17 protein-coding genes and 4 tRNA genes are annotated in these 25409 nt (G+C 58.4%); 11 read left to right on the forward strand and 10 right to left on the reverse strand.

From position 1 onward, the window contains the following. Positions 1 to 36 precede the first annotated feature (36 nt). Positions 37 to 2184, reverse strand: a complete 2148-nt coding sequence (locus Q4E11_RS09055) for a cytochrome c oxidase assembly protein (protein WP_303165312.1) — start codon at positions 2182 to 2184, stop codon at positions 37 to 39. Positions 2185 to 2270: 86 nt separating this feature from the next. On the opposite strand from Q4E11_RS09055, the gene Q4E11_RS09060 reads away from it, so the two are divergent. Continuing rightward, positions 2271 to 2343: transfer RNA gene (locus tag Q4E11_RS09060), tRNA-Arg, on the forward strand. A 65-nt stretch (positions 2344 to 2408) separates the two neighbouring features. On the opposite strand, the gene Q4E11_RS09065 is transcribed toward Q4E11_RS09060, so the two are convergent. Next, positions 2409 to 3056, reverse strand: coding sequence for a TetR/AcrR family transcriptional regulator (locus Q4E11_RS09065; RefSeq protein ID WP_303165313.1), 648 nt, complete (start codon positions 3054 to 3056; stop codon positions 2409 to 2411). A gap of 264 nt (positions 3057 to 3320) precedes the next feature. Between Q4E11_RS09065 and orn the strand changes: the two genes are divergently transcribed. Further along, positions 3321 to 3974, forward strand: a complete 654-nt coding sequence (gene orn / locus Q4E11_RS09070; RefSeq protein WP_303165314.1) for an oligoribonuclease — start codon at positions 3321 to 3323, stop codon at positions 3972 to 3974. A gap of 151 nt (positions 3975 to 4125) precedes the next feature. Next, positions 4126 to 4201, forward strand: a tRNA-His gene (locus Q4E11_RS09075). An 83-nt stretch (positions 4202 to 4284) separates the two neighbouring features. On the opposite strand, the gene Q4E11_RS09080 is transcribed toward Q4E11_RS09075, so the two are convergent. Together Q4E11_RS09080 and Q4E11_RS09085 are read right to left on the reverse strand one after the other, a co-directional pair. Continuing rightward, complete coding sequence (locus Q4E11_RS09080) at positions 4285 to 5052, reverse strand: ABC transporter ATP-binding protein (RefSeq protein WP_303165315.1); 768 nt, start codon at positions 5050 to 5052, stop codon at positions 4285 to 4287. A 46-nt stretch (positions 5053 to 5098) separates the two neighbouring features. Beyond that, on the reverse strand, positions 5099 to 6124 hold the full coding sequence (locus Q4E11_RS09085) for an ABC transporter permease (protein WP_303165316.1): 1026 nt from the start codon (positions 6122 to 6124) through the stop codon (positions 5099 to 5101). 160 nt (positions 6125 to 6284) lie between these two features. Between Q4E11_RS09085 and Q4E11_RS09090 the strand changes: the two genes are divergently transcribed. Together Q4E11_RS09090 and Q4E11_RS09095 are read left to right on the forward strand one after the other, a co-directional pair. Continuing rightward, positions 6285 to 7487, forward strand: a complete 1203-nt coding sequence (locus tag Q4E11_RS09090; RefSeq protein ID WP_303165317.1) for a sensor histidine kinase — start codon at positions 6285 to 6287, stop codon at positions 7485 to 7487. 44 nt (positions 7488 to 7531) lie between these two features. After that, positions 7532 to 8218 carry a response regulator transcription factor gene (locus Q4E11_RS09095; protein WP_303165318.1) on the forward strand — a complete coding sequence of 229 codons (687 nt, stop codon included), beginning with the start codon at positions 7532 to 7534 and terminating at the stop codon, positions 8216 to 8218. A gap of 146 nt (positions 8219 to 8364) precedes the next feature. Here the strand turns inward: Q4E11_RS09095 and Q4E11_RS09100 are convergent, their stop codons facing one another. After that, positions 8365 to 9525: an Ig-like domain-containing protein gene (locus tag Q4E11_RS09100; RefSeq protein WP_303165319.1), complete on the reverse strand. Its 1161-nt coding sequence runs from the start codon at positions 9523 to 9525 to the stop codon at positions 8365 to 8367. A 712-nt stretch (positions 9526 to 10237) separates the two neighbouring features. On the opposite strand from Q4E11_RS09100, the gene Q4E11_RS09105 reads away from it, so the two are divergent. Beyond that, positions 10238 to 10310 (forward strand) — tRNA-Lys (locus tag Q4E11_RS09105). A 297-nt stretch (positions 10311 to 10607) separates the two neighbouring features. Here the strand turns inward: Q4E11_RS09105 and Q4E11_RS09110 are convergent. Beyond that, positions 10608 to 10889, reverse strand: coding sequence for a DUF3618 domain-containing protein (locus Q4E11_RS09110; RefSeq protein ID WP_303165320.1), 282 nt, complete (start codon positions 10887 to 10889; stop codon positions 10608 to 10610). 140 nt (positions 10890 to 11029) lie between these two features. Between Q4E11_RS09110 and bcp the strand changes: the two genes are divergently transcribed. The 3 genes from bcp to Q4E11_RS09125 all read left to right on the forward strand — a co-directional run bounded on the left by bcp (position 11030) and on the right by Q4E11_RS09125 (position 14163). Continuing rightward, entirely contained in the window at positions 11030 to 11560 is a 531-nt protein-coding gene (bcp, locus tag Q4E11_RS09115; RefSeq protein ID WP_303165321.1) for a thioredoxin-dependent thiol peroxidase, read from the forward strand. A 23-nt stretch (positions 11561 to 11583) separates the two neighbouring features. After that, the gene (locus tag Q4E11_RS09120) at positions 11584 to 12246 is read left to right on the forward strand and encodes a TetR/AcrR family transcriptional regulator (protein ID WP_303165322.1); all 663 of its coding nucleotides are present in this window, start codon (positions 11584 to 11586) and stop codon (positions 12244 to 12246) included. Positions 12247 to 12414: 168 nt separating this feature from the next. Next, complete coding sequence (locus Q4E11_RS09125; protein WP_303165323.1) at positions 12415 to 14163, forward strand: neocarzinostatin apoprotein domain-containing protein; 1749 nt, start codon at positions 12415 to 12417, stop codon at positions 14161 to 14163. A 15-nt stretch (positions 14164 to 14178) separates the two neighbouring features. Here Q4E11_RS09125 and Q4E11_RS09130 read toward each other — a convergent pair whose 3' ends face one another. The 4 genes from Q4E11_RS09130 to Q4E11_RS09145 form a co-directional block, all read right to left on the reverse strand. After that, complete coding sequence (locus Q4E11_RS09130; protein ID WP_303165324.1) at positions 14179 to 14583, reverse strand: holo-ACP synthase; 405 nt, start codon at positions 14581 to 14583, stop codon at positions 14179 to 14181. Then, positions 14580 to 23657, reverse strand: coding sequence for a type I polyketide synthase (locus tag Q4E11_RS09135; RefSeq protein WP_303165325.1), 9078 nt, complete (start codon positions 23655 to 23657; stop codon positions 14580 to 14582). The genes Q4E11_RS09130 and Q4E11_RS09135 overlap by 4 nt, the downstream gene beginning before the upstream one ends. Before the next feature lie 384 nt (positions 23658 to 24041). After that, positions 24042 to 24239, reverse strand: coding sequence for a hypothetical protein (locus Q4E11_RS09140; protein WP_303165326.1), 198 nt, complete (start codon positions 24237 to 24239; stop codon positions 24042 to 24044). Positions 24240 to 24383: 144 nt separating this feature from the next. After that, positions 24384 to 24465: transfer RNA gene (locus tag Q4E11_RS09145), tRNA-Leu, on the reverse strand. Between the two features lie 151 nt (positions 24466 to 24616). Here Q4E11_RS09145 and Q4E11_RS09150 point away from each other — a divergent pair. Beyond that, entirely contained in the window at positions 24617 to 25009 is a 393-nt protein-coding gene (locus tag Q4E11_RS09150; protein ID WP_303165327.1) for a hypothetical protein, read from the forward strand. 37 nt (positions 25010 to 25046) lie between these two features. Then, on the forward strand, positions 25047 to 25400 hold the full coding sequence (locus Q4E11_RS09155) for a DUF3817 domain-containing protein (protein WP_303165328.1): 354 nt from the start codon (positions 25047 to 25049) through the stop codon (positions 25398 to 25400). Positions 25401 to 25409 lie beyond the last annotated feature (9 nt).

A 25409-nucleotide genomic window follows, 5' to 3' on the forward strand; every position in this document is an offset into this window, starting at 1 on the left:
ACTTTCGATGACTGCCTACACAATCAGCCAGGTGAGTTACCTACCGCGTTTCTTGGACGCATCAATTGGATTATCCATATGCACCGGGTGCTGTTCATCGACCTCGGTGGTGTAGTAATCGCGCTCATCTTCACCGGCGACACCGGTCTGGTTACTCATCCGTGCGAGCATCTCGTTGTATGCCTCCAGCTCGGCATCATTGGTGCGATCTGCCACGCGGTCATACCGCGCAGCGTCCTTGGCATCGGACTTTCGCCACTGGAAGAACATGGCAACGGTCACGAGATAGAGCGGAACCTCACCGGCAGCCCAAGCAACAGCACCACCGATGTTCTGGTCCTCCAGAAGGTTCACGTAGAACGGCAAATCCAACGCTGCGTAGTAGTCATATGCGAGCACCTGCTGCGACTGCATGAGCGAAATACCGAACCAGGCGTGGAACGGCAGCGAACCCATGAGGGTCACCAACTTGACCGACGGAGAAATCTGCTGAGGCGCGGCATCAACACCAATGATGACCCAGTAGAAGATGTAGCCGGAAATCAGGAAGTGGATATTCATGAACACGTGGCCCGCGTGCTCGTCCGCTAGGAAGTCATACAGCGGAGTCATGTAGAGCAGGTAGAAGCCCGCGACGAACTGTGTAGTCGCCACCACTGGGTGTGTGAGGAAACGCGATACCGGGTTGTTAATGAAGACCACAAGCCATTCACGAATACCCGGCAGACCATCCCTGCCGGCCGGCTTCAGCGCACGCAGCGCAAGAGTGACCGGGCCGCCCAGGACCAGCATGACCGGAATACCCATGGAGTACAGCATGTGCGCAGTCATGTGTACCGAGAACAGTGCCGGCATGTAGACACCCAGCGCACTGCAGGAGGTAAACAGCAACAGTGCACAGCCGCCAACCCACCACAGTGTGTTGGCAATTGGCCAACTGCCACCGCGCTTCTTCAGCAGGTATAGCCAGTAGAGGTAAATCCAGGCTGCGATAATCGCCGCAGAACCGAAGAAAATATCAAAACGCCACTGCGTAAACATGGCATGCCAGCCAAACGGCATATCCAGGTTGTAGCCCAGCTTGATCTGCATCTGTGTGATTGATGGCAGACCTTCGCCACCGGCCTGATCCGAGAAACTCGGCGGCGGCGGGGTACGACCCAGGGCAACAGCCACACCGACGGTTAGCGCCATGATGACGGTCTCCACAATGGCTAGGCGCCAGAACGGACGGCTGGAATCTCCCTTTTCAATCTCCGGAATCGTCAGCTTGCGGTGCATGTAGCCGCACAGGCCAAGGAATACGATCAAAACGGCCTTGACCAGGACCAAAATGCCGTAGTTGTTGTCCACCAGGTCAGACCAGTTGAGGTTAATTGCGGCATTGATGAAGCCCGAGACGGACATCACGATGAAGGACACCAAAGCGACAAACGAGTAGCGCTTGACCACTTCCGGCAGGAAGTCACCGCGGCGACGAGCATGGCCAATCAGCGCCATCAACCCACCGACCCAGAAGACGGTGAAAGTCAGGTGCCAGATGTAGGAGTTCGTGCCGTAGTCATGAGCACCGCCAGAAGCATTGTGGCTAACGACGGCCAGCGGCATCATCGACACCAAGCTGATGGCGAAGAACACCGGCTGCCAAATCCACTTGCGAGTCAGTGACGAACCCAATGCCACAATGCCAGCGAAGATGGCCACCCACAGGTAGGCGAGGCCTTCCTTGGTCTGGTCGAGGGATACCGACCAGTTACTCAGCTGAATTGTGGTGGACAGAGGCTGCCCAGAGACGTCGGAAAGCACCAGCGGAATCTCCGCCAAGGCGAAGAGTCCCCAACCGAGCATCGCCCACATGCCGGTGCGGGATGCAGTGTAACCATCGAGGCCCAAAGTGCCGTCGGAACGCTGTTTTGTACCGAACGCGGACAGCATGAATGAGCCGACACCGAGGCATGCGAGCAGCTCGCCTGCGGCCTTTACGAAGGGAAAACCGAAGGTGGTGATTGCGCCGGGGTCTGGAATCCCCAACGTGGCGCGGGAATCCATGTTGAACGCCAGTGACAGCAATCCAGCTAGAATGCCGCCGATAAGTACGAAAGTGATATACCAACCAGCGGATTTACGGACTTTTTTATCCTTGCTGATGGGCGGTGGTGTTTCGACCTTGGTTGAGGCAGTCATAGTCATAAGCTTAGCCACCAAAGCCGCCAGCACGGAACCGGTTGTGTTTGGCTGCACTTAAGACGCTACAATGCTTTTCTTAGTTGGCCTCCATAGCTCAGTGGACAGAGCAGTCGGCTTCTACCCGATTGGTCGAGGGTTCGAATCCTTCTGGGGGCGCAAAAACCCGCCTTCAACTGGCTGTTTCATGTTTGTTAACGCTAGTTGCAGGCGGGTTTTTATATCTAGTTTTCTTCCACCGGATCCGGGCGCAGGTATCGGTCAACCATATCGACAACCTCGTCGACCGATTCCTTGCCAATTTCGGTTTCATTCCCATGCGGGCGCCAGGTCAGCACCATGGTCTGAATGATGCGGTAGACATTGCGCGCCAGGGTCATCGGATCATGGTGACGAATTGTGCCGTCTTCCTGACCGTGCATGACACCGGGGAGAATGAACTTCTCCACAATCTCCATTTCGGAGTCACTCATCTCACCGGTCAACATCTCCAGCACACGGTCCGGGTCGGTCTTGACCAAGTTCGGGAAAAAGTCATATTCAATAATTCGCTGCACCACAATTTGGGTACGCAGCAGCAGACGGGCGCGGGAATTGCCCGGGACATACTTCAGGCCCTCGAGCATATGAAGAATTTCGCGGTTATTAACTTCGCGAATAACCTCGCCGATATCTGCATAGCGACGGTAAACAGTTGGCCGCGATACCCCTGCCCGACGAGCAATCTCAGCAATTGAAGTCTTACGCAGGCCTAGAGTCATAACACTTTCACGCGCAGCTGCAATGATGATGTCATCAACCGAAGGCTTGCGCGTCGCACTGTCGTTATTGACGGCACTATCGGTATGACCAGTTTGACCCATCGTCGACATTCTCCCCATTAAAACTTCGAATTCAGACGTAAGATTTTACCAGGCAAAACGAGCTGCGTAACACAATGCCTCTATGAGGTTGATAGTGCCATGTTGACTATTGCCGATAAAAGCCCAGCTAAACTATAAAAAAGACGACTGCTATCAACTGTTTGCGTGATGCCCAATTGCTCAGTACACCCGGCTGCACGCGGCTGCACAAGTGGCGACAAAAGACCATAATTGCGCTCAACAATGGGCATCTCTTCTAGGAAAGGTGAAGTAATGACGCAACCCAATCCCGATCTTCAGCTCCCGGCCGAACAGGATCGAATTGTGTGGATTGACTGCGAGATGACGGGGCTTGAACCAGAGCGTCACGTCATCGTCGAAATCGCCGCTCTTGTCACCGATGCAAACCTCAACATCCTCGGCGAGGGTGTCGATATTGTCGTTCACGCCTCCGAGACCGAGCTTGCGCAGATGGATGATTTTGTCACCAAGATGCACGCCAATTCTGGACTCGATGAGGAAATCCGCGCCAGCAACACCAACGTCGCTGATGCTGAGCAGGCAGTACTCGACTACATCCGGCAGTGGGTTTCCGAGCCACGAACTGCCCCACTGGCCGGCAATTCCATCGCGTCGGACCGCAAGTTCATTCACCGCTACATGCCGGAGCTCGACCAGTTCCTGCACTACCGCATGATTGACGTCTCTTCCTTCAAGGAGCTCGCTCGCCGTTGGTACCCGACGGTCCTCGACGGCGCTCCGGAAAAGGGGCTGGCGCACCGTGCGCTTGCCGACATCAAGGAGTCCATCCGCGAGCTGGATTACTACCGCCGCGCGATGCTTGTCCCCCACCCCGGCCCAGATACCGACACTATCGCGTCCGCTGCGGAGGCCGCCTCAGACAAGTTCGGCGAGATCCGCGGCTAGCGCTTTTTCGCTTTACGACGGCCCCTACCACCAACTAGCGCGAATTTATCCGGATTGACCAGCAGTTTTTGTTTCTTACCAACTGTGGGATACCATATATCTCGCTGCTACGGACTAGCCGATGATTCGGCATGGTTCTCAAGTGGTAATGGTGACTGTAGTTCAGTTGGTAGAGCACCAGGTTGTGATCCTGGGTGTCGCGGGTTCGAGTCCCGTCAGTCACCCCAAATAAACCCTCGGCCAGGCATTTTGCTTGACCGAGGGTTCTTCTTTTATATGACGACCACGGACTTACCGTGGGCACCGATACCTACACCACCTGGTAGCTGCTTGCCACAAGCGAGTCCGAGGGCTGTAACTTGCCATCGACCATCTCCACCACGCGGTCAGCACCGTGGAGCTGGTTTAAGTCATGAGTGATATAGAGCGTGGCCACGCCCATTTTCCGGGTGACATTCATGATCAACCTAGTAACAGAACCTGCGGTTTTCTGGTCGAGGGCTGCCGTTGGTTCGTCGACAAGCAGTACCTCGGGGTTATTCATGAGCGCACGCGCAACATTGACGCGTGCCTGCTGACCACCGGAGAGCTGACTGACGCGGCGGTCCCCGAAGCCGGCCAGCCCCACTGCGTCGAGTAGCTCCTCGGCACGCTGTTCGGCAGCACGACGGCCGCCTGCGGGCCAGCCGAATACTCGACCGAGGCGTCGCATAGCCAGTAGCTGCTGTTTGACGGTCAACGATGGCAGAAGGTTGGGCTGCTGGAACACAATGCCGATGTGATTGCGGCGGATAGCCGCGGCTTCGGCACCACGCACTCCCAGGTCGATGGGCTTGCGGTCGGCACCTGAGTATAGGGTGACGGTTCCGGAGTCGGCAGTTTTGAGGCAACCGGCAATAGTCAGCAACGTGGACTTACCAGAGCCCGACGGCCCGACGAGCCCCACTACTTCACCAGCACGGATAGACAGCGAAATATCGTCCAAGATAGTGCGCTTGTTCTCACCATCCTGTACCTTCAGCGAAATGTCTGTTAGCTCCAGTGCGACCGGGGCATTGTTGGCATCAAAAGTTGTCATTTTCGCACCTTGTTCTGTCTCGAAGTTCTGTCTCGAAAAACTGGTTTTAGGCGTTGGCCAGTGCAGTAGTCGGATCGACGCGGAACACCGGCACGAGCGCCAGCAGCGCACCAATCACGCCGGTCACAGCCAAAATGAGGCCCGGTACAACAGTGGTCGAAACATCAACCACGATTGGCATCACATCAGCGCTTCGCAGAGCCCAGCCAGCAGCTGCAGTCAGCGCCACACCTCCGCCAACACCAATGGCAAGCACGGCAAGTACTTGTGCCAGGGAGTCAGCCACGAGCACCTTTCGCGACGCGCCCAGCGCTGAGGAAATAGCCACACCGCAGAGTCGCTGCACCGTCCAAACGGTAAAGAAGGCGCCCACAACCAGCGCGGAAATGACATAGAGCATCGAGGTCATCGCATTCAGCGAAGTCTGTTCACCCTGATAGGAGGCAGAAAGGTTGTTCCGTTCGCCATCGCGAAGCACCTCGGTTTCAGCCATCGCCGGAAGCGTTGCCGCGGATTCGTCCACCACCAACGCCGCCGGGGCTGCCATCCCAGCCGGGCCTGGGGTCAGTGCTTCCATCACGCCACGCCCAGCAAAAACTACTGCCTGATGGTCCAGCCACTTATCGCCAGTAACGCGCGCAATCGTGGCCGACTGCTCCCCCATCGGACCGGACAAGGTCAGCGACTCACCTTCCGCAAGCGCGGTCTCGCTGACACCGTTGGTTACAGCCACCTGGCCGTCGTTAAGCGAAGAGTCGGAGATGACGGTGACGGGCGTATCGTCGACTCGCGCACGACTGACAAAGACTTCACGGACGTGCGCGCCGTTGTCGCTCGCCCACGCGCTGACATTCTCGCGCGCCGTGTCACTCATGCTCGACGACGACAACGACGTCGCCCCCTCTGAGATGACGACGGCATCGTCGTTGCCGTAGACCTCGCCCAATGCGGAGATGGACTGGTTGGATAGGCCGGAGGCTAGGGCCGAGAGGAATGTGACCATCACGGCAATCATGCCGACGGTGATGGTAATCAGTGCGGCACGGCCCGGCGCGGCTCGAAGTTCTTTCATTGACTGGTACATGACTCTCATAGTCGCGGTCTTGGCCACAATTTAAATCGCCAGGGAGGATGAACTTCGTCTCCAACTTTCGATTGATATTGGCCTCAGGACCGTGAAGAGTGCTCGTCAGAGAGGCTTTTTGGTGCGTGGCTCGCATAGGCTCGAGGACGTGGATACTCCTGAGACTCTCGATCGCATTTGGCGCGTGTTGCGTTTTGCCCTGGATATTTTGGTGTTGGTGCTGCTCGCGGTGTGCGTGGTGCCGAATCCGCAGTGGCACATCATCACCTGTGCAGTGTGCTTTCTAGTGGTGTATATCGCCGGTTCGGTGGGGCCGATTGGTCGTGCGCGCCATGGCAGTGTGGCCAATGAGGTTGCGCTGACCAAGCCACGTCGGCTGCTGCTGGGCTGGTTGGTGCTGCTGCTGATTTGTTGGACGGGGTTGGCCTTTGCCACGTTGGATGCGTCGTTCCTGGTGTTCCCGCTGTTCTTTGTCATTCTGCAGGTCACCGGTGGGCTCGCCGCTGTCATTTTGGTGGCGGCGACGACCGCGACGGCGATTGGCGCGATTGCCACGCACACGCAGTTGACCTTCGGCGGTGTGCTGGGGCCAATTCTCGGCGGCACCTTCGCACTCACGGTTGGTCTGGGATTCCGGCTAATTCAACGCGAGACCATTGAAAAAACCAATGCGCTGGCCGAGTTGGAAGCCGCGCGTGCACAGTCCGAGGCGCTGTCGCGGCGCGCTGGCGAGCTGGATGAACGGGCTCGACTAGCTGCGGATATTCACGACACCGTCGCGCAGGGACTGTCCTCCATTCAGCTGTTGTTGCATTCGGTGGAAACGCGGATGAAGAATGCTCCCGCACAGCATGATGAAAAATCTCTGGAGACCTTAGAGCTGGCTCGCAAGGTCGCTGCCGACAATCTCGCCGAGACTCGGCGCATTATCGCAGCCCTGCAACCCGCACCGCTTGCCGAGGCCGACCTGCCCAGCGCCCTAGCAAAAGTGTGTCAGTCCACCGTGCTTGGCGCTGCCGTCTCCTTCCACGTGGACGGCACACCAACGAGGCTGCCCGCCACGGTGGAGGCCACCATCATCAGAGTGACACAGGCGAGCCTGGCGAACGTCGTCAAGCATGCACATGCCACGCGCTGCCGCGTCACCCTGACCTACCAGCCCGACGAAGTGCTGCTGGACTGCGTCGACAACGGTGTCGGCTTTGATCCCTCTGCCCCGATTTCGGAGGACAGCGTCGGGATTGTCAATGCGCGCCGTCGCGTGGAGAAGCTCGGCGGGACCTTTACCATCGAGTCCGAACCGGGGTGCGGCTGCGGAGTCTCTGTCAGTATTCCCCGCCGCGCCGCCTAAGCGCTGGTATGCAGGTAGTACACGACTGTTAAGGAGTCCACCGCATGTCACCGACGTCCATTGGGGTTCTCATCGCCGATGATCACCCAATCGTCCGCGCAGGTCTGCGCGCTGTCATCGAGTCCGCACCGGATATCACCGTTGTCGGCGAAGCCGCCAGCGCTGATGAGGCCGTGGACAAGGTACGCACTTCGCTTGACGACGACTCATGCGACCGCATCGATCTGGTGTTGATGGATCTTCGTTTTGGTGAAGCCCCAGGTGCGACGACTCGTGCCGGTGGTGTGGACGCGACAGCCGCCATTCGAGACCTGGCCAAGCAGGGATTGCCCGCCCCCGAGGTGTTGGTGGTGACTAACTATTCCTCGGACTCCGATGTGCTGGGAGCAGTCACTGCCGGCGCGGTGGGCTATTTGCTCAAAGATGCGGCTCCCGAAGAACTCATTGATGGCATTCGTCGGGCAGTTCGCGGTGAGACCGTGCTCAACACACAAGTGGCCGGGCGGCTCATGGGACGGATGCGCAATCCCAATACTGCGCTGACCCCGCGTGAGCTGGAAGTGCTCGAGCTGGTCGCGCGGGGCATGTCGAATAGGAAAATCGCTGAACAGCTGGTGCTCACTGAGGCGACCGTCAAGTCTCACTTGGTGCATATTTTTACGAAGCTGGACGTGAATTCACGAACTGCCGCAGTCGCTAGGGCGCAGGAGTTGGGGATGCTCAGCGAGTAGTCAATATGGCCCAGTACCGTGCGCAATGTGGGCACGAATGCGGCATGAAGATGACGTTAAGATTTCATAGAGAAACCCGCCGAGCGAAAAATACTCGGCGGGTTTTAACTATTAAAAGCAAGATAAGCAGCGGATCTGGGTGACTCTTAGTAGCCCTCGTCGGCGTTGCCCTTCTTCCAGGTCTCCCACGGGATGTTCCAGTCACCGAGTCCGTCGACACCGGAGAGCGTCTCGCCAACGGTGTTCTTCACAATGACGATGTCACCGCGCTTGGTGTTTTCCAGGAACCACTTGGCGTTGGCATCGGTGACGTTAATGCAGCCGTGCGACTGGTTAACGCTGCCCTGCGCCCAGGTCGACCACGGTGCACCGTGGACATAAATACCGGAGTAGGACATCTGGGTGGCGTAGTTGACCGGGGTCACGTAACCGCCAGCCTCCAGAGACAGGCCATAGGTGCGGGAGTCCATGACCATCGACTCATTATGGTCACCGAGGATGTATTGACCATTCGGAGTCGGGTGAACGTTGGAACCCATTGAAATCGGCATGGAATTGATGACCTCACCATTTTTCTCAATGGTCATGGTCTTCGTCGAATCATCTGCTGTTGCAATAACCTCATCACCGATAGTGAAGTTGGTTTCGCTGGCCTCCTGGCCGTAAAGGCTGTCACCGAGGTCCTTGCCGTAAGTATCCACCTTGACGGAGACCTTCGTGCCTGGCTCCCAGTAGTTTTCTGGGCGCCAACGAACTTCGCTATTAGTCAGCCAGTAGAAGGCACCCTCCACATGTGGCTCGGTTGTCACCTTGATGGCATCCTGGGCTGCCTTTCGATCAGCAATCGGCTCGTCGAAACGGACTGCAATCGTCTGCCCCACACCGACAGTCGATCCTTCGGCAGGAGATACATAGCCGTAGGTCTGATTATTCGGAGTAACGGTAGTGAACGAACTTGCCAGCTTTTCCTTACCGGAGGTGGCATTGAGCTCATAAGTCTTGGAGTAACCCAGTGGCTCCGTGGTGGTCCACTTAGTGCCGCTTGGGTCTAGCTCGCCGTCTACCTCTTTACCTTCTTCATTAAGAAGCTTGACTTTGTCCAGGCGATGGCCCTTTTCCACCTGGACGGTAACTGGGTCAATGACCGAGACATCAGTCGCGTCATCCTTTACGCTGGCGACGAGACCTGCGTCCGGCTCCGCTGCTGCTTGCTCCGATTCGGCTCCGCCAGAAGAACAAGCCACCATAGTCGCGGTAGTGGCAAATGCCACGATAGTCATCGACAGACGCTTAAAAGTTCGCCGCATAATCGTGCTTCACTCCAACAGTGCATTAAATTAAGAGAACTTCCGCCTCACGCAGTGCGTGGCGCTGAACTGGTAACGATACTCGGCACCGACGTTCCCCGCCGGTGAACAAGCATACGTTTTCATAATCGCTTTTAGCTGCAGAAATGCAGCTTGAGATCTCGCGAACGAATCTCAAACCCCTGGACAGTCCAGACGATTCTTAAACTTAACCCGCTGCGAGAATTCACCGCAACCCCTAACTATTCAGGGCACTACAAAAGCCCAGGTAACCAAGACACGAAGGGGTAAGCGTTATTAAAAAGTTATCGCTTCTTTGATTGAAAACATCTTTTTCCAGACGAAAGTCCTGGCGAAACTCCAATAAGGCAGTCACAAAACATCATCGAAGCCAGACCAAGCTATTCGACTGCGACTGCTCCTACTAGACGAGCAATCACACACTCCATCACATACCCGGTCACTCACACCTACGCTCCGCCACGTAAATCCACGCTGAGCCAACACCTAATCACCCCTTGTTTGAGGATTTTCAAACTTTTTTTGAACTTTTTTAGAACTCGACGCTGCAACCGTTGAAAAAACATGCATTTTAAGGCCTTCAAAAACCACCTCTGACCAGCCGATTTTACAAACAATCAAAAAGCTGGTTATATATCTTTTCGTTGCCAGCGAGGAGCTCACAAAGAGAGCACCGAGCAGGAAACGGAAAGCGCCATTAGCTCAACTGGCAGAGCAGCTGACTCTTAATCAGCGGGTTCGGGGTTCGAGTCCCTGATGGCGCACAGAATACAGACCGGGAAGGCGGAAACGTCCTCCCGGTCTTTTTGTATGCCCAATGGCTCTTCTACGTTTCCCCGTGACATGCACATGGCTGGATCAAACAACAAGAACGAGCAGTGACTAGCCCATCGATCTGTCAACGGGCGTGGCCAAAACACAAAGCAAATACCAAAAGGGGCACCCCACGCAGCTTGCGCGGGGTGCCCCTTTGTACACGCGTAGACGTACACGCGTAGACGTGAAGCCTAACTATCTAACTGCCGTAAATGGCAGTTAGATAGTTGACGCCTACGGAAATACTACTTCGCAGCAGCCTCAATCATCTCGCGGATGCGGTCGAGCTCCTTGCTGCGGTTGCGGCTACGACGAACAGTCAGCGCAATGCCACCGACGATAAGTGCTGCAACAGCACCCAGTGCAGCCTGTACCTTCGGCTCATTCAGAGCATCGACGACACGTGACTTTGCGTCGTCCGCAACGTTCTTCGGATTGGTCCGCACGCTGAGCTCATCCAGAGTACGGGCGAGCTGGTTACGGTTACGCTCAATATCGCGCTGGATATCTTCAATGCTGCGAGCCACGTAAACTCCCTAAGACTTGATTTATCGAAAGTGATTGTTCGCCTAAAAGACTAACACCTACCGTAAGTCAGTGTGGTCGGGCACTGAGAAAAATACACGCTCAGCCCACGCTGACGCCCAGAGTAGATACGATTGAAATCATGTCTACTTCTTCCGCCAGCGATAAAGATTTCGGTCAGGACAATGTCCGCCTTGAGCCTGGCACTACTGCCCCGGCTTTCACCCTGCTCAATGATTCGGAGGAACAGGTCTCCCTTTCGGACTACGCAGGTCGCCCGGTCCTTATTTACTTCTACCCACGCGCTAACACACCGGGCTGCACTACAGAGGCCTGCGATTTTCGCGATGAATCGGCAGCGCTCAATGATGCCGGCATCGACGTCGTGGGCATCTCCCCGGACAAGCCGGAAAAGCTCGCAAAGTTCCGCGATGACCACGGTCTGAACTTCACCCTCCTGTCCGACCCGACTAAAGAGACCATGGCCGCGTTCGGCGCCTTCGGCGAAAAGAAGAACTACGGCAAGATCGTCCAGGGCGTTATCCGCTCAACGTTCCTGGTCAATGGAGAGGGCATGATTGAGCAGGCATGGTACAACGTCCGCGCTAAGGGCCATGTCCAGCGTGTTCTGCGCGATCTGAAAATTGAGTCTCAGGCAGCCGCCGACAAATAACAACTAACTACGGGTAAGCAGTGGTGACGACAAGTAAGGACGCTCCGGAAATTCTTCGGCCGCGCCGCACGCCTGTGCAGGAGCGCAGCCGCAAGCGGTACGCCCGCATGCTCACCGCTGCTCGAAATGTGCTTGTCGACGTCGGTTTTGAGTCCTTCACGTTCGATGAGGTAGCGCGACAGGCTGATATCCCCATCGGTACGCTCTACCAGTTTTTTGCCAACAAGTACGTGATGATCTGCGAGCTTGACCGGCAGGATACCGATGCCGTCTTGGCAGAGATGACTCGCTTTGCCAAGCACATCCCGGCCCTTGAGTGGCCGGAGTTCCTCTCAGAGTTTATTGACCACCTCGCCTCTCTCTGGCGCAAGGATGTCTCCCGCCGAGCGGTCTGGCTGGCCGTGCAATCGACTCCGGCCACTCGCGCGACCGCGCAGGATACAAAAGCGCGCCTGGTTACTGAAATCGCGAAAGTGCTGCGCCCGCTGGCACCGTCGTCAGGCGATGAAGCGCTGGAATTCATGGCAGATCTGTTGATTAACGCGACGTATGCGCTGCTGAATTACTCGGTCGATCGGCCGGGCAGTGACACCGAGCGCGAACTGCACTATGAACTGACGGTGCAGGAGATTAAACGAATGGTGATTTCCTACCTCATGTCCGTCGCGGATGCTGCGCAAAACTAGTGTGAAAAACAAGCCTTCGTGAGCCGTCCCACACCGCTTCTACGTGGGACTTTGTTGCTCTCAGGCTCCTTTCAGCGTAGGGTTACCTTAGTTATAAATTTTGATCTGGACAGCCACCGCCGCTTCCCCGCCGCGTCGGCTGTCAATCCAACAGAATTAGAGGTTTCCATGTCTTCCTCGCAGGGCGCTTTTCGACGGAGCTTGCTTCCTCGCTCTATTGTTCTTACTTCGGCAATTGTTGTTAGCGCCGGTGTTATCCCTGCGGTTCCAGCAGCGGCACAGACAACGCCTGTGCTCAGCCAGTTAGGCAACGGTTCGCCGTCGCTGAACATGCCATCCCTGCCGGGCATTGGTGATTTGTTTAACCGTGATAAGGATCAGTCAGGCCGTGAACTGACGGTATCGCCCGCCGCTGACCTCTCTGATGGCTCCACAGTGACCATCACCGGCAAGGGCTACCCGGCCAATGCCAATATTTACCTCGCGCAGACGATTGAACGTCCGAAGTCTGGTTACCCATCGACGTATGGCGAGGCCGCGAAGGTGACTGTCGGCGCAGACGGAACGTTTACGCAAGATTTGAAGGTCGCTACCAGCTTCGGTGATGTCGACTGCACCACGACGCAGTGTTACGTGGCCTCTTTTACCGCCTTCCCGAACCTGTCTGATCGCAGCAATGATCAGTGGGTACCCATCACTTTTAAGGCGGGTGCGACACCGCACGCCTCCACTGGCTCTTCTGCCCAGGACTCTGCCCCAAGTGCTGCCGGTGCAGCGGGCGGCGCTGGTCAGGGCTCCGGCTCGCAGTCGCAATCTGGAGCGTCTGTCAGCCTGTCCAAGACCACTGATTTGAACCCGAGTGGCGACACCATCCGTGTTGAGGGCAAGGGTTTTAAGACCTCTGGCCAGGGCATTTACGTCGGTATTGCGCAGAATGACCAGATGGATGTCACCAACGCCGACTCCTTTGGCCCCGACACGCAGTTTGTCTCCCCATCCCGCGGCAATCTGAAGTCTGACGGCAGCTTCAGCGTCGATCTTCCGGTTAGCGCCAAGTTCGGCTCTGCGGACTGCATGAAGAATGCCTGCTCGGTCTACACCATTGCGGCGCACGGTTCCTCCGACCGCAGCCAGGACACCGCAACGGCGGTTTCCTTCGCAGGTGGTGTGGCCAAGCAGGATGCCGCCTTGCCATCGGGTGGTGCTGGCCAGTCGGCAAGTGGAAGCACCTCCAGCGCGTCCAGCTCTTCCAGCAGCTTTGGCAGCACAAGTACAAGCGGCTCTTCCGGTTCCGAGTCCTCGACAGGCACACCGAGCGTGAGCCTGTCCACCACTGAGTTAAACCCGACCGGTTCCACCGAAATCACTGTCACGGGCAGCGGTTTTAAGACCACCGGCAACGGCATTTACGTCGCTGTTACCGAAAAGGACAAGTTCTCCACCACGAATGCCGATGCTTTCTCGGCCGCTGCATTCGTGCGTACATCTGAGATGTCCTCCGACGGTAGCTTCGCCACGACGCTTAACGTCGAGGCCGTGACCGATGCCGCTAACTGCATTGAAAACTCCTGCGCGCTCTACACCTTTGCTGCGCACGGTTCCTCCGACCGCAGCCAGGACACCGTCACCGATTTGGTAGTCGGCGGCACCGCCAAGGAACGCGAGGAGGCCAAGAAGGCCGGAGCTGCTAAGGCCAAGGGCGACTCGAAGGCATCCGGCAAGGCATCTGCGACTTCCAAGGGCCACAGTGCCAATACCAGTGGCGCGGAGGGTGCTGCTGACATGCAGACCGAGCAGGTCTCTTCCAGCTCGCCGCTGCAAACCATTGCCACCGCCGGTATCGGCGCGGTTCTCGGCGCTGCCATCTTCGGAGCGGGCATTCTAGTCGGCCGCCGCAATAACAAGTCCGTCGATTAGCGCGCACCCACGACGCTAGTCCAGGCGGACTACGGCAATCGCGTAGTCACCGTCGTGAGAGATGCTTAAGCTCGGCCTCAGCCGCCACTTTCGATTGTGGAAGTGGCGGCTTACGTCTGCGTGGAGTACCACTCGCACGCGACCAAAGGCATCCGGTTCCACCTCAATCTCGCGCCAGTCCAACGTATCCCTGGCAATTGGCGGAGGGGCACCAAATAGGGCCTGTGACCAGGCTTTAACGAACGCCTCCTTCGCTGCCCAGCGACCTGCCAGGTGGCGAGCCCGTGCATCACCGGATAGTCCACGCCGCTGGGCTACCAGCAACTCTGCAGGCGTGAATACCGATTGGGCAAACCGACTGCCCGGCACGCGGAGTTGGCTGGCAAAGCGTGGGACGTGGACTAAGTCGATACCAATCATGGCTGGAGGACACCGTCGATGAGGCGGGCGCCGTCGGAAAGCAATACAGCCTTTTCCAGTGCTGCGGGTGAGCCGAACACACCGCCGTCGCCGAGGCGCCGCTCACGCGGACGCTCATAGAGTGCCTCACCACCGTAGATGGCCTCGTCGATGCGACGCAGACCAGCGACTTCACGGTTTTGCGCAGCTCCGCGCCAGCGCTGCGCGGCCTGCTCCCCATCGTGCTGTGCGACGGCCTGATAGAACGCTTCCGGATGAACAATGGCGACCAGTGCGGAGACATGCCCAAATCCGAGGGAAGTGACAAACCCAGCCTTGAGCGGCAGCGAATCGCCAAAGTTCACCGTCTTCGTCGGCCATACCAGACGCTCGTACTGGGCCAGCGCTGGATCAACGCAATCCAACGAACGGTTAGCCGGCACGATGCCACTGCGCAGCACCTGGGTCAGCCCGATAATTTGGAAGGCGGCCGCACCGCCCTTGGCGTGACCGGTCAGTGATTTCTGCGAGACCACCAGCAGTGGATTTGCAGATTCACGACCCAGCTCATCGGCAATGTGCTCATGCAGTTCGGACTCATTGGGGTCGTTGGCGTTGGTGGAGGTGTCGTGCTTGGACAACACCGCAACGTCATCAGCTGCCACGTCAAGTGCCGCAAGTGCGTGAGCCAGACGGGACTTCTTGCCGCCCTGTGCTGCGGCGAGTGCTCCCAGCCCTGGAGCGGGGATGGAGGTGTGCGCGCCGTCTGCAAAGGATTGCGCGTATGCAACCACACCAAGCACGGGAAGCCCCAGGTCACGAGCCACACTGCCGCGCGCCAGCAAAACGGTTCCACCGCCTTGCGATTCTACAAATCCGCCGCGCCTGCGATCATTCGGTCGCGAGAAGTGCGCATGGTCGATGCCTTTGTTCGCCATGGTGGCAGAGTCTGCGGTGGCTGCCATGTCGCCAAAGCCAGTGATGCCCTCTGTCGAGAGATCATCGAAGCCACCGGCGACAACAAAATCGGCCTTGCCCAGGGCAATCTTGTCAACGCCCTCCTCTACCGACACCGCCGCCGTCGCACAGGCCGCAACGGGGTGAATCATCTGCCCGTAGCCGCCGATATAGGACTGCATCACGTGGGCTGCAATCACATTCGGCAACGCCTCCTGCAGCACATCGTTGGCGCGTGGCTGGCCCAGCAGCCCGTCAATGTAGAGGCTGCGCAGTGACTCCATCGCGCCGATGCCGGTGCCCTGCGTCGAGGACACCCGCGCCGGGTTCACCGCCGCCAGCAGCTGCGCCGGGCTAAAGCCCGAGGACAAGAACGCATCGACGGTACACACCAGGTTCCACAGGCTCACGCGGTCGAGATTGTCCATCATGTCCGCCGGAATGCCATAGCGCGCCGGGTCAAAGCCCTGTGGAATCTGCCCGCCGACATAGCGACTCATCGCCATTCGGCGCGGTACCTGTACTGGAGTGCCCGCCGCGCGAGTCACCAACCACTGCCCTGTCTCCGCATCGAAGCTGACGGTGGTGTTGCCTGGGTTGGAGCTGACGAATGTCTCCGCCGCCGCGCGGTCGCGCACCGGGAAGCTCAGTGCGCGGTCTAAGTAGACCGTGGTCAGCTCCGTCATAGTGTTGTCTACCAAGTCACCGTCATCTGCGTAACGACGCACACCCACACGCGCCAAGACCTCATCGCGGTAGCGCGCAACAATATCGGTCTCTGCAACCGGTTGTCCGTCGTTATCGAGCCAACCGTCGTCATATGTGATTAGCCCCATTGACCAGGCCAATTCCACCACACCTGCCGCTGAGATATCACCGACTTCAGCCTCAAAGCGCGTGCGCGACGAGCCATACGGGCCCAGCTCACCTGCACCAACAATGACCACCATGTCCTCCGGCGCCACCGCAATACGGCCAAAGCACGGCGTCGTCTGTGCAATCGGTCGGCGCGGGCTCGGCAGGCCAGCAATCACGCGGCTTGGCGACGGCACTTGCGACTGCACTGGCTGCACCGATTGTCCCGCCTGCGCCATCTTTTCCGACCGCGCGGCCTCCTCAGCCAACTGGGCAATGTTGAGATTGACCTCTCCCAGGCCACCGGTGAGGTCGGCAACCACGGGGCGCACCAGCGCATCCTGCCTGGTCTGTAAACTGGCCAAATCAATGAGCTGTGCTGCCATTTCCTCCGTGGAGAAGGTACGCACCCCCTTTCCTTCCACTGCAGCGACCAGCGGGTCATTACCACCCATCAGGTTGGTTCCACGAACCCAACCGATATGTGCATGCGCAAGCGTCGTGCGCTGCTTCCACAGCTCCTCCACATTCCAGCGAGCCACCACTGCATCGAGAGCGGCCTTGGCTTCACCGTAGGCACCGTCGCCACCAAAGCGTCCGCGGTTTGGCGAGCCCGGCAGCACAACATGGAGACGATGCGTGAGGTTAGTGTCCCCGCCAAGTGCACAGAGTCCGGCAATGAGCTTTTCCACCGACCACAACAGCAGTCGCATTTGGGTCTCAGCCGCGGGGCCTGCGTCGGCAAGCGAACCGGACACAGTCGGAGCGGCAAATGGGAACAGCAGCGTTGGCGTCAATGCTGGCTTGGTAACGACCGTGTCCGCCCCGACTGTCGCGGTTTGCTCAGCACCAATCCATCTGGTCAGCGTATCTAAGTCCTGAAAGCTGGACAGGTTGGCGGGTATCACCCATAGCTTCGCACCACCGCGCGCATGAGTGCGGTAGAGCTCCTTGTAGAAGGCCAATCGCTGATGGTGGAGCCGAGACGTGGTGGCCACAACAGTTGCGCCCTGGGCGAGCAACTGCGCCATCACGGCAGCGGCGATCGAGTGCGGTGAACCACCGGTGACCACCGCAATATCGCTGCTCATCGAAAGATTTTCCGCTGTCGTGGCAGTCGCTTCGCGGGCTAAGCGTCGATAAGTCGCTGCCAGCTGAGTCCGTCCAGCCTGGTCGGCCTTGTTTGCCCACCACAATGCCTGGTCGGTGACTGTTTCATGGATACTGCCCGGCGCGACGTGTGCCACATCCTCATCGGCTGCTGCCCACAGGCGAGCGAGGTCCTCGCGGGAAGTGGCCCAGCGGTCGTCGATAAGCACTGCCTTTTCCGGCGCAAACGCGGGCGTTACCAGCTTTGGCCAGTCAGCGCCGAGCTCAGCGGTGACAAGATCGATGAGGTTGTCATCGGCGTCCTCGGCATCGACATCGATGGCGCCGGTGAGCTCGTGGCCGAGTTGCTCCAGAATCGTCCGTGCTGCTGTTGCAAGAATGCCGTTTTGACCTGTGAGTTTATCGGCAAACTCGTTCAGTGCGGTCGAATCCACCAGCCCGGCGCTGCCCTCATTTATCGATGGCTTGGCGACGGCGATACCTCGTTGCGCGGCAACGGCCATTACCGCGGCATCGCTGAGCTGCTCGAGCTCTGCCACCCCCGTAGGTGCCGCAGGCGAAAGGTACGCCAGATCGCCGCCACGCAGGGAGGCGCCTTCACGGGCGCCAAGCATAATCTCGGCGCTGACTGCGGTGACCCAACCATCTCCCAGTTGCCACTGCCCACGGACATAGTCCTGGATATGGTTCGCGCGAGCGCCAGCTGGACCGGTGATACGGCGCAGGCCATCGGCAATAGCTTCGGTGAGAACAGGGCCGAAAGCGGTGTATCCCCTGGCCAAGCTATTAATTTTGTCCTTCAGTACCGGAAGTTCGGCATCGGCTGCACCATCGATGGAGCCCAGGTTGAATTCCACACCGAGATCAAGCAGCAGCTGATTGCGCCGGGAGGAGACACCATCGACCAGCGTCTCAATGGAATCGGCTGCACCCAGCTGATCCGCGCGCACCTTCGTCCATTGACAGATGAGGATATCCAACGCTTCAGCTGGGCTGATGGTGATATCCGCGATATCTGTGCCTGTCGCTGTTACTGGAGCAGGTGCTGGCGTTGCTGCCTCGGGCGCCATTTGTGGATTCGGTCGTGGATTCGGGTCCGGTTGCAGGTCGGACTCGGCCTCCGTTACTGCCACCGACTCTTGCTCCGTCTTTTCCGGCTGAATCTGGTCCCTCATGAACACGGCATCGGCATCACGCTCAAAGTTGAGCACTCGAATGTCCCGGCCGCGGTGACGAGGCAACTGACAGGTCCTGGCCGCCAGGTTGGCGAGTGTCGGCGCGGTACCGACACCGATTTCGATAAGGCGGCTGACGCAGAGATCGTCGAAAAGCAGATCTTGCGTTTCAATCCAGCGCACCGGCGAACAGAACTGCCAGGCCAAAAGTTCGATTAGTAGCGTGCGTGCCAAGTGCGACGGATTGGCGGCGGCAGCGTCAAAGTCAGCGAGGATGCGCTCGAGAATTTCGGAATCCGCGACATCCGCCATCTGCCGGACAAACTTCTCTGAGAGTTCAAACGAGGTAGCTGTGAGATTCGGGATATAGCGCCCTACCAGTCGCTTTGAATCGATCTCAGCGGGCAGGAGTCGGTCTAAGTGCGTGCGGAAGGAATCGACACCTTCGCGCAGAACACTGGAGTGGAAAGGCACATCGATACCCGGGATTCGGACATACCCCTTGCCATCAGAGCTACGACGCGCGCACTGGCTAGCAAGCGCATCAAGTCCCGCAACGGTACCAGCGACGGCATACTGCTTGCCGGCCAAATTCAGGTTTACGACCTCGAGGAACTCGCCGGTGTCTTTCGACAGACGATTAACAAAGTCCGCAACCTCGTCTTCGCACACCCCAATCTTGTCCGGGCGCAGCGCGCACAGGCCATAGTTGGAGCGCCCCTGCTCATCGCGTTCCACCAGCTCATGCATGGTCAGCCCGCGACGATAGACAACCTCCAACACCGCATCGGCACTAAGCGCCCCGGCAAAAGCCGCCAGCGCGTTGTACTCGCCGACTGAGTGCCCAGCAAAGTGCGCCGCTTCATCTAACAGTCCCGCTTCCCGTAGCTCTGCAACCTGTGCCAGCCCTAACGTGGCCATCGCGACCTGCGTAAACTGCGTCAGATTCAGCACTCCATCCGGGTGGAAATAGCGCACGCCATCGACAACGACCTCGGTGGGATTATCCCGGACAATGGCCACCACAGAAAAGCCGAGCTTCTCACGCGTGACCGCATCAGCCCGGTCCCACACGCGCCGAGCCGCCGCACTGCGGGTGCGGGCAGCCAGGCCCATGCCCTGCGACTGAATGCCTTGGCCGGGGAATACATATGCCGTCGTCGGTGCTGCAATCACCGCGGTCGCCGTCAAAACCAGCTCACCGTCCACCGTGGCCGTTACCTCTCGAACCTCACCGGCACCTGGACGGTCATCTACGCCACGTCGCTCCACGACAAAATCCACCTTCTGCCCCGGCAGCACTGGGCTGAGCATCGTCGCCGTGAACTCGACGATGCGGTTGCCCAGCCCCGCTTCCGCAGTGGCCATCGCTGCATGCTCAGCCATCGCAGACAGCCACATGCCGTGGACAATCACCCCAGGAAGCCCGGCCAGCGCTGCCGCCCGGGAATCAACGTGGATTGGATTGCGATCACCGGTCACACAGCTAAACGGCTCCATCGCACCTGGCGCACTGACGCTCAACGCCCCGCGGAAACTGCGCGGCGTATCTGTCACTGTTGGGAATGGCACAGTATTCGTCTTCGCCGTTGCCACACCATTTCGGCCGCGAATGGCAAAGCGCTCACTGAGCGTCGCAATCGCGTCTCCGCCATCACGAATCTCCGCGCGGACAACAATGACTCGACCAAGGTCAGTATCGACGACTTCGTCGACACGTGCACTGACTCGCAGCGTTGTTTCCTCTCGCGGCAGCGTTCCAAGCAGACGGATGTGATGCTCCAGGTGCACCAGTGCGAGCATGCCTTCGACAACATCAATGCCCGTCTCCGTGCGCGCCTGCGCAACGGCCGCAAAAATCGCCGGCCACGCATGTCCGACCAGCACATCCGGCACCGTCTCCTGCCGCTTACCGCTGAACGCCCCAATGGTCACCGCGTCATAGTCCGCCACCGCCATTGGGTCCCACGCGGAGTCCCACACCGCTACCCCATCGACAACATCCGCCAGCTGCCCGCCTGCGGCAATCCGCGTGAGCTCCCGCATCGCCGCCGTCGCATCTGCGTGCGTTACGACGGGCACAGCGCCCATAGCCTCACTTTGATACATGCGAATTCGCAGTGCCGTGTCCTCGCCTATCGCATCCGGCAGCGGTACCGACAACTGCGCCCACGCCACGTTTTCGCCTACCTCACCGGCGCTGTCACCAGCCTCGATGATCTCTACAATGGCACCGGTGCCCGGGTGCTCCAGACGTTGCGAGCCCAGCGCCTCGCTGTCGTCAGAGACACACACCCACTCGTTCTCTGGCCCCAGCGTCAGTGCGGGATTGGGTTGCTGGCGACCGGCCCACCAGATCACCGGCGCCTCAAGCATCCTGCTGAGGGCATCAACAGGCGCGCCGGGCAGATAGCCGGTTTCCATCAGTGCCTGAGCGGTGGCTTTTTCAAAGCGACCCAGAATCTCGGCGACGGGTTCATTGGCGCGGTCAATGCCTGCGACTGCCTGCGGACCAGGGATGATGCACACGGCATCGGCATCATAACGGGAGTCGTGCGCTTGCCACAGTGAATCCGAACGCCACCAGCGGCGCACATCAGCATCGATAACCGGGACAAATGGCACCGGCTTGCCAGGCGTGCGGCAGGCTTCGGTGATAAAGAAGGTGACATCAGCTGGGTGAAGGCGAATGTCCAGGTTCAGCAGGTCAGACAACCGAGCAAGTTCCTCGCGCGGCTTGGTGCGCAAGCTTTCGCCGTCGGCAAGCGCGTCGAATGTGCCCTCATCGACCGAATGCAAGCGCGCCTCTGTCCGATCGACGATGGTGACAAAACGTGTTGCCCACGTCGGATCGATGAACGTTCCGCCTGGCGCGCATAGGTCGAGATAGCGATGCAGCAGCTCGGCGTAGGTCATGGTGTCGACATCGCCGAAGTAGGGCTTGGCGGTGGCGTTGATGGCGGCAATGATGTCCTCGCGGCGTGCGTGCACAGCCTCGGTGTCACCTGCGACGGCATCGAGCAAGCGGCCGGCACGGGCGGCGGCGTTGTCGATCTCATGGATGTCGGCGCCTAGCTGGCTGCGCCCCGAAGCCATGCCATCGGCAGCGCTACCAGCAGGAATCCAATTGTCGGTGCCTGAGGTGTCCACGAGCATCTGCTTGACCGACTCCGATGCCGTTGACTCCTTGGCAGCCATCGCGGCGGTGCCAATAATGATGGCATCAACTGGCATAGGAGCCAGGCCATAGCGCGTCGACCAGGTGCCCATCAGGTACTCGCGAGCTTGCTCTGGTTTGCCAATGCCACCCCCGACCGCCAGCACGACATCGCGGGTGCGAATCTTCGCGTAGGTGTCAATCAGCAGGTCATCGAGGTCTTCCCAGGAATGGTGGCCTCCCGCACGCCCACCTTCGACCTGCATGATGATTGGATACGCCGTGCCCTGCTCTGCCAGTGCATCCGCGATCTTCAGCACGGACTCAATTTGCGCGGTCGTGCCCGGCTTAAACGAAATGTGCGGGATACCACCGGCACGCAGTTGCTGAACAAGCGCTACGGCTTCATCGACCTCTGGAATTCCGGCCGAGATCGTCACTCCGTCAATCGGACATCCAGCCGCAACCGCACGCGGCAGCAAACGACGCCCGCCAATGTGCAATCCCCACAGGTACGGGTCCAAAAACATGGTGTTGAACTGTGCACTGCGACCCTCTTTAAGAAGCTCGGACAGGCGTTGCACGTTGGCCTCAAAAATCTCGGGCGTGACTTGTCCGCCGCCGGCGAGCTCCGCCCAAAAGCCGGCATTCGCTGCAGCTGCGACGATTTCCGGATCCACCGTGGTCGGAGTCATGCCACCGAGCAGAATTGGCGAGCGCCCAGTGAGCCGGGTGAATTTTGTCTCTACCCGAGGCTTCTCACCCACCACCAGGCGCGGCGCAAAGACTCGCCACGGCTGCGGGTGCTCAATCTCCGATTCAAAGAGCGACCGCTGCCCCGCCGCCGTCGCCGCAGGAATCACCGCAACGCCGTAGCCTTCGGCGTTGTCCTCCGTCAGCTTGACGACGCCCGTGTGTGGCCCCAAATCCACAATCGTGGTAGCCCCTTGATCGATGAGCCTGCGCACGTCGGCATTCCAATCGCAGGGATCGACCAAAATTGTGCGAGCGAGCCTGTCCGCCACGTTGGTATCCAGCCCAATGAGCTTGGCTTTCTCCCCCACCCACGCGACTGCAGGTGCGAGTGCTGGGTGGTGGAACGCTCCGCTGACTGGCAAGACGGTACACTCGACGCTCTTGTTCTTTTGGTTGGGTGCCGCGGACTCCCTCCCTTCCGTGAGCTGCTCTTTCAGCTGGTCCAGCTCTGCCTGTGGGCCAACGACGACGTTGGTGGTGCGGGTGTTTTTCAGGCCAATGACGCAACTCTCCGGCAGCTGAGGCTGGAGTTCCTCAGCCGTTAGACCGGAAATACTCATCATCGGCGAGTGACCGAATCCAGCGACGCGGGTGCCGCGGGCACAGGCCACACCGATCAGGCGAGACAGCGCGAGAATCTCGGCTGTCTGTTCTGGGCGCGCGGCGATTTCCGCAGCCAGCACTCCCTGCGAGTGCCCGGCTACCGCCACGGCATCTGCCACATATATTCCCTGCGCTGCCAGTTGTTCGATGATGCCCAACTGTGCCAGGACAATGCCGGGGACGCTGACGGCAGGATTGGTGAGATCTGCTGCAATCGGTTCATCCGTGACCAGAGCGGTTGCCCAACCAATTGGGTCAAAGCCTGCAGGGAGCTGGCCGGCGAGATCGTCGTAAAGCGGTGCGAGCAATTCCTCAGCGCGGTTGCAGATATCCCGGAGGCTGTGTGCGGTTCCGCTGGCCAAGGCGTTTGCGAGTGTGTCCAGCCAGGGACGTGATTGACCGGCGAAAGTAACTGCAAAAGTACCGAGGTTTGGCACGGCTGGGGTGGTCGTGCGCGAGGCGTCGAGCATTTCGAATTTCACGTGGCTGAGGTCCTTGTCTTTTGAAGTATGAGACGGAAACTGATTTTGTTTCCGAATCCTTGTCAGGACACTATGCCACAAATCATGAGGGATTCATCATGTTTTGTTGTGGCGGGTACGCGATAAGAACATCAGGTAGCAACGCAACTACATAGGAAGGCCCACATGGACGAGCACACCAGTTAGAGGGCGAAAGGTTTTGTCAGGGGAATGATTTCCGCAGGTAGGAAACAGTGTTCCCCGCCGGGATGTTTTACGCGACCATCGCCGGGAGAGTTGTCATTACGGCAAAGGGAGACACAAAAATAGTGCCACTACCTACGATGTTTCGTGATGAACATCACAGATATGGCACGTGTGCAGCCTATGAAAATATGGCCTTAGTTAGTCGCCGAGTGCGTCCAAAATCGCGGACTCCGCTTCCGCTAAGCGGCGCTCGGACTCCTCAACATCCTGCTGCGACTTACCGTTGCGAACAACATTGCCGTCAAAAACTGCGCAGGGGTCATCGCTGACGACGGTGTCATCGGGAACAATTCCGCGTCGCGCCATGTATTCATCCAAGTGCATTGAGATGCTCATTATTGCCTCCCTGCCCTTATTAAATGAGGTTGGTAGTTCTCCTGCAAATTGCCGCAGCTGGCGTAAATCTGCCTTAGGCGCGGGTAGAGACGTGCCGAAAAATAAAACACCCCGTGACCTGCATAGTCACGGGGTGAAATACTGTGCGCCTGGGGAGACTTGAACTCCCACGCCCTAAGGCACTGGAACCTAAATCCAGCGCGTCTGCCAATTCCGCCACAGGCGCTCGTCGAAAAGAAGCCACGATGAGTAATTCATCACAACCCTTTTGGACTGTACACACTTTATCGAGTTAAGACCAGATTTCCTAATGCCCTAATAACAGGCCCGCTAAACGACGCTGGCTAGGCAAGACTCTCACTGGCTATGGTGGTTATGTGTCCACTTCGAAGCATGACAATGTCACCGACAAGCCTAAAAAGATTCCTACCCGCACGCGGGTAGTTCAGCTGATCTTTCTCGTCATCGCCGTCGGTGCTACTTTCGCGCTCGCTTATTGGCAATTCAGCCGGTGGAACACGACTAGCTCGTTCCAAAACTTGGGTTATGCGCTACAGTGGCCAGCCTTTGGCCTGTTCTTCATCTGGGCCTACCGCAAGTACATGGAATACGAGCGCGAACGACTAGAGGGCAACGACGAAGCTGCGCATGTCGTGCGTGACGACGTAATGACTGAGATTCCGGACGAGTTCCTGCCAACGAACCCGGATGGTTCTCGAAAAGAGCCACACCCTGACCAGGCAAGCTCGGCCGACAGCGCTAATTCCTAGGTGACTTCACCACTTACTTTTTAGAAAAGGACTTTTAGTGACCAACATCAACCCAGATCGTCAACAGCGTGTGAAGAAGGCACTGACATTTTTCTCGATTACTGCCTACTTCACCGGCGTGATGCTGCTCGCACTTGTCGGCGCAATGATTTACCGCTACGGCATTTTGGGCGACACCGGTGAGTCGCCACGATGGTTCTTCACCATCGCCCAGGTTCACGGCTTTGGCTACATGGCGTTCCTGATTGCCACCGTGAACCTGGGCACCAAGGCCCGCTGGGAGCCTGCCAAGTGGATCATCACCGCACTCGGCGGTGTTGTCCCGTTCCTGTCCTTCTTCGTTGAAAAGAAGCGCCGCGACGAGGTCGCCGAAACCTTCCAGCTGAAATAAGGCCGCTGC

The sequence above is a fragment of the Corynebacterium sp. genome, assembly GCF_030532195.1.
Lineage (GTDB): Bacteria > Actinomycetota > Actinomycetes > Mycobacteriales > Mycobacteriaceae > Corynebacterium.

Excerpts from the sequence above, each read along its gene's own strand:
- Q4E11_RS09130 (WP_303165324.1), bottom strand. The coding sequence starts at position 14,583 with ATGATTGGTATCGACTTAGTCCACGTCCCACGCTTTGCCAGCCAACTC.
- Q4E11_RS09140 (WP_303165326.1), bottom strand. The coding sequence starts at position 24,239 with ATGAGCATCTCAATGCACTTGGATGAATACATGGCGCGACGCGGAATT.
- bcp (WP_303165321.1), top strand. The coding sequence starts at position 11,030 with ATGTCTACTTCTTCCGCCAGCGATAAAGATTTCGGTCAGGACAATGTC.
- Q4E11_RS09055 (WP_303165312.1), bottom strand. The coding sequence starts at position 2,184 with ATGACTGCCTCAACCAAGGTCGAAACACCACCGCCCATCAGCAAGGAT.
- Q4E11_RS09100 (WP_303165319.1), bottom strand. The coding sequence starts at position 9,525 with ATGCGGCGAACTTTTAAGCGTCTGTCGATGACTATCGTGGCATTTGCC.
- Q4E11_RS09085 (WP_303165316.1), bottom strand. The coding sequence starts at position 6,124 with ATGAAAGAACTTCGAGCCGCGCCGGGCCGTGCCGCACTGATTACCATC.
- Q4E11_RS09095 (WP_303165318.1), top strand. The coding sequence starts at position 7,532 with ATGTCACCGACGTCCATTGGGGTTCTCATCGCCGATGATCACCCAATC.
- Q4E11_RS09065 (WP_303165313.1), bottom strand. The coding sequence starts at position 3,056 with ATGTCGACGATGGGTCAAACTGGTCATACCGATAGTGCCGTCAATAAC.
- Q4E11_RS09125 (WP_303165323.1), top strand. The coding sequence starts at position 12,415 with ATGTCTTCCTCGCAGGGCGCTTTTCGACGGAGCTTGCTTCCTCGCTCT.
- orn (WP_303165314.1), top strand. The coding sequence starts at position 3,321 with ATGACGCAACCCAATCCCGATCTTCAGCTCCCGGCCGAACAGGATCGA.
- Q4E11_RS09080 (WP_303165315.1), bottom strand. The coding sequence starts at position 5,052 with ATGACAACTTTTGATGCCAACAATGCCCCGGTCGCACTGGAGCTAACA.